This is a genomic window from Candidatus Stygibacter australis, assembly GCA_030765845.1.
Lineage (GTDB): Bacteria > Cloacimonadota > Cloacimonadia > Cloacimonadales > TCS61 > Stygibacter > Stygibacter australis.
In genome coordinates this window covers 1-5,676 of sequence record JAVCDJ010000224.1, presented here as the reverse complement: position 1 = coordinate 5,676, position 5,676 = coordinate 1, and the positions used below count along the sequence as shown (strand labels likewise).

Here is a 5,676-nt window from a genome sequence, read left to right as displayed (position 1 = left end):
CAATTCCCCCCGTAACTGCGATACTAAATTTGTTTTGTTTCATCTTTCAGGATTTGAGCAAGTTCATCAAGGCTCAGGTTAGATATCAGATGTCCCCGTTTTGCCAGGGAGATTTTACCCGTTTCTTCTGAAGTTATTATCACTACGGAATCAGTGATCTCAGAAATCCCGATTGCTGCCAGATGACGGGTACCTTGTTCCCGCGTATATTCCAGGTTCTCTGAAAGAGGCAGAACCACTTTACAGGCAAATATACGGTTATTTCTGATAACCACTGCTCCATCATGCAGGAGACTGCGATTATCAAATATTGTTAATATTAGTTTCACAGAAATGGCTGAATCAATTACTTCACCAGATTCCTGGTATTTATCCAGACGGTTATTACCTTCTATCACGATCAGTGAGCCCTTTGATCTGAATGACAGGATTGAGATGGCATTTAAGATCTTGGGATAGATCGAGCCCTGCTTGCGCTGAAATAATTCCATGATATTATAGCGTTGATTAAATTTTGCCAGCACAACCCTGATCTCTGGTTGAAAAAGAATTATGAAGACCAGGAACCAGTAGTTTTTTATCTGATTAAGCACATAGGTCATCATTCTAAGATCTAAAAGGATTGTCAGAAAATAACTCAATAGCAGCAGCAGGAGAACACCAAATAACTGTAATCCGCCATTCCGCTTAAAGAACTGCATCCCCAAAAATAGCAGTAATGCTATCAGGGATATATCTATCACATCATTCAGTCCAGGGGTCATAAAGTGCATTTTACTTCCTTCACTGCCTGCATAACCTGCAGTAATCTTTTGCTTTGTTTCACGTCATGCACTCTGATAATATGCACACCCGCATTATGTCCCAGTGCCGTGCCTGCCAGAGTCCCTTCTTCCCGCTCATCTGCTTTGCTTTCATAGATCCGGTTGATAAAGCTCTTTCGCGAAGCTCCCAATACCACCGGACAATTAAGGCAGTGAAATTCTGCCAGTCTTTGCAATATCAGTAGATTATCAGATTGTCTCTTGCCAAACCCGATTCCGGGATCTATCATTATTCTTTCCGGGCTTATACCATTACTCACTGCGTAATTTATCCGTTCCTGCAGAAATTCCAGTATCTCACGGATGGTGTCCTCATATTCAGGTTTTTGCTGCATGGTGCGTGGAGTTCCCAGCATGTGCATCAAAATAACTCCTGCTTCCGGATATTCCATTAAGACTTTTATCATCTCAGGATCAAACCTTAAGGCAGAAATATCATTGATCATATCCGCTCCGGCTTTCATTGCTCCCCTGGCAACTTCTGCCTTAGTTGTATCTATGGAAATAAGAATATCACTTTCCTGCCTGATTTCCCTGATCACATCTATCACTCTTTCCTTCTCTTCTCTGGCACTCACTTCCGCTGCTCCGGGGCGCGTGGATTCTCCCCCAATATCTATTATTGCAGCTCCTTCATCTATCATTATCAGTGCCTGCTTCACAGCAGCATCCTTTGCCAGAAACTTCTCACCATCAGAAAAACTGTCAGGAGTAATATTTAATACCCCCATGATCTGAGTCTGGGAAAGGTCTATTGTTTTACCGTTATATTCACGTTTCCCAATATCTTTTCCCTGAAAGTTCTTCAGCAGACGCAGGATATCTTTGCGGATGGCCGGCAGCTTGAAATACTGCTGCCAGACAAGCTTTTCTGCCAGTCGTATTAATTTCTGCTCATTACCCATCAGGATCACTTCGCTCAAGGGCACAGTGCCATTCACCACACCCCGGGCTACTGCTGCATCTCCGCCCAGTGAAAGCATCTCCTGCTTCAGGATGTTTGCTGCTGCCAGTGGTACATTCTCAAGTTTAAGGCACAACCCGTTCATCTTTGCATACATGGATTCAATACCCCCGGAGGAGACGTTGATCTTTTTCAGTTCTGCCTGAGCCTGCTCGCTATTTATGATATGTAATATTCTATTCATTCCCTGTCCCTGTTATTTCAGTTTATAGCTGAAGGTGATAACGCCGGTTTGGATAAATTCTCCACTGATCGGATTAAACCGCCACTGCCTGAGTGCTTCCAGGCTAACCTGATCAAGTTGAGCGCCACCTTTTTTGAGGATCACAATATTTTCGCCCACTTTACCATCCGGAGTCACTTCAAAACGTAGCTCCACTTCACTATTCTGCTGCAGACCTTCCGGATATTCAGGGATTACTTTATTCAGAATGGTGCGGTTAATAACCTCTCCGCTCAAAGTATATCCTCCGCTGTCACTATCTTCTGCCGCAATTCGCTCTCTGAGACCTGCCAGAAAATCCTTATCCGCTTTCACACTCGCCGTTTCCGCTTCCTGTTGTGGTTTAGCGTCAGATAATGCAGGGGTGTCCAATCCGCTTTTTACCATCTCAGGAGTGTTCCCGGCAATATCAGATTCCTTAAGATCGCTCCAGGCTATCTGGTCATGCACAGGTTCCAGTATCTCCTGCTCAGATTGACTTACAGACTTCGGTAAATTTATATTATCCGGTGCTGAACTGGTGAGTGCTCCCTGGACAGGATTAGCCACCGGATTTTTCAAACCTTCAGGCTTTTGCGTATTAGACCCCGTTTCACTCGGTCTATCCACTCCATAATTAACTATCTCTATCAGCTTCTGCACTGGTGTTATGTCCAGTTCAAACTTCATGCTCAGCAAAACAAGGGCTACAATAATATGCATTCCCACTGACACAACCACTGCCAATCTCTCTACATATCCTTCTTGCATAATATCCTTCTTTTTTTTATCAACGAAATACACTAAAAACACTAAAATTCACTTTTTCTGTCAAATTCCCACCTAATTCCTTTCGCGTTTTACGTGTTTTCGTTGATAACTAATTTTCTTGGCAGATTTATTAATCGCTTACTTGTGGCTTTAGGATAGCTTCCAAAGTTAATCAATATTCCCAATTTCATGTTGCTTGCTCTCAGATAGTTAATAACCTGTGACTCGTGTTCTGGTGCAAGCTTATCCAATGCCTTGATTTCTAATATTATCTTATTATAACATATAAAGTCTGGCTTATAAATTTGTTTTAACTGTGTACCTTTATACTCCAGTGTTATTATTTGTTGTGCAATAAAAGGAATCTTCTGCCTGATAAATTCTAATTCAAGACATTCCTGATAAACTCCTTCCAAAAATCCCGCACCGAATTCACGATAAACCTCAAATGCAGCCCCCATTATCACGTAATACTCTTCAGGATATAAAAGGTCTTTTTTTATCAAACTTCCCCCTAATTCCTTGCAATGAAATTAATTTTATATAACTTCATTCGTGTTTTTCGCACCTTTCGTTGATAACTCATTTTTCTTCTTCCAGATGCTATTCAGAAGATAAAAGTTTTTTTTTATCAAAACCCCTCCTAATTCCTAGCAATGAAATTAATTTTGTATAACTTCATTCGTGTTTTTCGCACCTTTCGTTGATAACTCATTTTTCTCTTTCCAGTTCTGTAGCAATAAAGAAGCGATTCGTACCTGTCATCTGCACCAGGTCAAGCAATCTGATGATCTTCTTCAAGGTCACGTCTTCGTCTGAACGGATCACCACCACCTGCTCCGGATCTGCCACCAGCAATTCAGTAAGATGCGAAGTTACATTTTCCCAGGCTACAAAATCATCAGCAATAAACACTTCATCATTTTTAGTTAGCGTCACGCTCAGATTCTTGTTAAATTCGTTCTGTTTACTGCTTGAGCGGGGCAGATTAACTTTTATGCCCGAATGGGTCACAAAATTGGTGGATATCAGCAGAAATATCAAGAGCAGAAAGATCACATCCGTAAAAGAGATCAAAGCTACGGAAGATAGTCTTTTTCTCTTCAATTTAATTCTCATGGCGCAATCTCCTGATATTGATCATCAGTTTGCCTAAACCTTCTTCCAGGTCGGCAGCTATCTGTTCCGTTATCCCGATCAGATAGTTATAAAATAATATGCACACTATTCCCACGATCAAACCGCCAATTGTAGTAAGAAGTGCTTCCCAGATACCATTAGCCAGCATACCAATATCCACTCCGCCGCCGGTCTGATCGATTTTCATAAATACCTTCACCATTCCGGTCACTGTACCCAGAAATCCTATTAATGGTGCAACTGCAGCAAATGAGGAAAGGGTTCCCAGGTTCTTCTGGATGCGAATCCCCTGCTTGCCGGCTTCTATCTCCATAATAGTTTCCAGCTCATGCAAAGGTGCTTTAAAGTTATCAATTGTCTCGATCAATAAACCGGATATTGGCACGTCGGCATTAGCCTCACAGATCTGGATAGCACGTTCCGGCATTTCTTCTGCCAGGGTAGCCAGGGCTTCTTCCATCAGTTTACGGTTACTGCCGCTTAATTTCTTCAGGTTTATCAGTCTTTCAATTATAATAGCTATTGCGGCAATAGATATCACCAGCAATATTATCATCAAAAATCCACCCTTGGATACTATCATCAGGATATTAGTTTCAGTTCCGGTCATCTTTCCTTCCTTTATCGTTATTAATTTTATTTCCCATATCTTAAAACGAATAACCCTATTTCAGGTTACCATCATTTCAATAACTTTCTTCCCCCAGATTATCAACTCCTGTCAATCAAAATCTATAATTAAATTAAAATAATTAAATCGTGAGACGGAAGAGGGGAGAAGGGAGACGAGGGAAAAAAGAGGATGCGAAGATGAGAGAATGTAAAGGTGTGATTAAATGTAATGTAAGAGAAGAATTTTCACCACAGAGCGCACAGAGTTCACAGAGAATTTTACCCTGATCAGTGAGATGTGAGAAGTCTGAGTACCCAGCTCATCCCTGAGCTGATTACATTATATTTAATCACACCTCCGCATCTTCGCACCCTCATTTTTTTCTAATTTTCACCTTTCACGTAAAACGCCAATTTGACAATTATTAAGATTAAATACTCTCACCAATCCCTTCCCTAAAAAACCATCAACAACCAGGATCAAAACAAGCTACTTAAAATCAACTGGCAACCAGTAGGCAGCCTATTGGTGACCCCCGAGAGACCCTTAAGGGAGGTAAAGTTGAACGGCATGACATTATTGTGTTATGTTGATCAGGTTTACCTCCCCTAAAGGTCTCCTAAAGGTTGCCAGAAGGCTGCCAGAATAGTGCCTGGATAGTGGGAATTTTAGCTTGCGAATGGCTTGTCGATCCGGAGCAAAGCATAGGCTGAGGGATGGTGAATAGTTAAAATAGTTGCCGGGGCTGTTCATCAGATATTCATCTGGTGTTAATAAAAGGGTAACTGCTTATAAATGAAGAAAATAGGAGTTTTGCCTGCTCTTAAGTCAATCTGATGAGTACATCATCTTAACTCAATAGCTTTTATGGGGTTTAGAGAAATGAATATGCCGGAAAAAATATGACAAATTATGACAAACTATGACAATGTATGATATTGTATGACAGTATGATAAATATACCATAAATAGTTTGACAGAATAGTGATATGTGACGAGTATTGGAATTATGAAAAGTAATACAAATGGAAATGCAGATTATTTTATTGAAAATACCTGTCAGATACATGGCAGATATGGCGACAAGGTTTACCGCCGGAAGCGGAATGGGGAGCCGTGGGTTTATGAATATCAATATATTCCCAAATATCCGGCAACCACT

6 protein-coding genes are annotated in these 5,676 nt (G+C 41.1%); all 6 read right to left on the bottom strand.

Going from position 1 to position 5,676, the window contains the following annotated elements; all coding sequences use genetic code 11:
- Positions 1–23: 23 nt before the first annotated feature.
- Entirely contained in the window at positions 24–773 is a 750-nt protein-coding gene (gene cdaA / locus RAO94_11520) for a diadenylate cyclase CdaA (protein ID MDP8322969.1), read from the bottom strand.
- Positions 761–1,972, bottom strand: coding sequence for a dihydropteroate synthase (gene folP / locus RAO94_11515; GenBank protein ID MDP8322968.1), 1,212 nt, complete (start codon positions 1,970–1,972; stop codon positions 761–763). Before folP ends, cdaA begins: the two co-directional genes overlap by 13 nt.
- Positions 1,973–1,984: 12 nt before the next feature.
- A complete protein-coding gene (locus RAO94_11510; protein MDP8322967.1) occupies positions 1,985–2,761 on the bottom strand; it encodes a TonB family protein in 777 nt (258 codons plus the stop codon).
- Between the two features lie 89 nt (positions 2,762–2,850).
- The gene (locus RAO94_11505) at positions 2,851–3,267 is read right to left on the bottom strand and encodes a GxxExxY protein (GenBank protein MDP8322966.1); all 417 of its coding nucleotides are present in this window, start codon (positions 3,265–3,267) and stop codon (positions 2,851–2,853) included.
- Positions 3,268–3,472: 205 nt separating this feature from the next.
- The gene (locus tag RAO94_11500; protein MDP8322965.1) at positions 3,473–3,880 is read right to left on the bottom strand and encodes a biopolymer transporter ExbD; all 408 of its coding nucleotides are present in this window, start codon (positions 3,878–3,880) and stop codon (positions 3,473–3,475) included.
- Positions 3,870–4,511 (bottom strand): MotA/TolQ/ExbB proton channel family protein, encoded by a 642-nt coding sequence (locus RAO94_11495; GenBank protein MDP8322964.1) that lies wholly within the window; start codon positions 4,509–4,511, stop codon positions 3,870–3,872. Before RAO94_11495 ends, RAO94_11500 begins: the two co-directional genes overlap by 11 nt.
- Positions 4,512–5,676 lie beyond the last annotated feature (1,165 nt).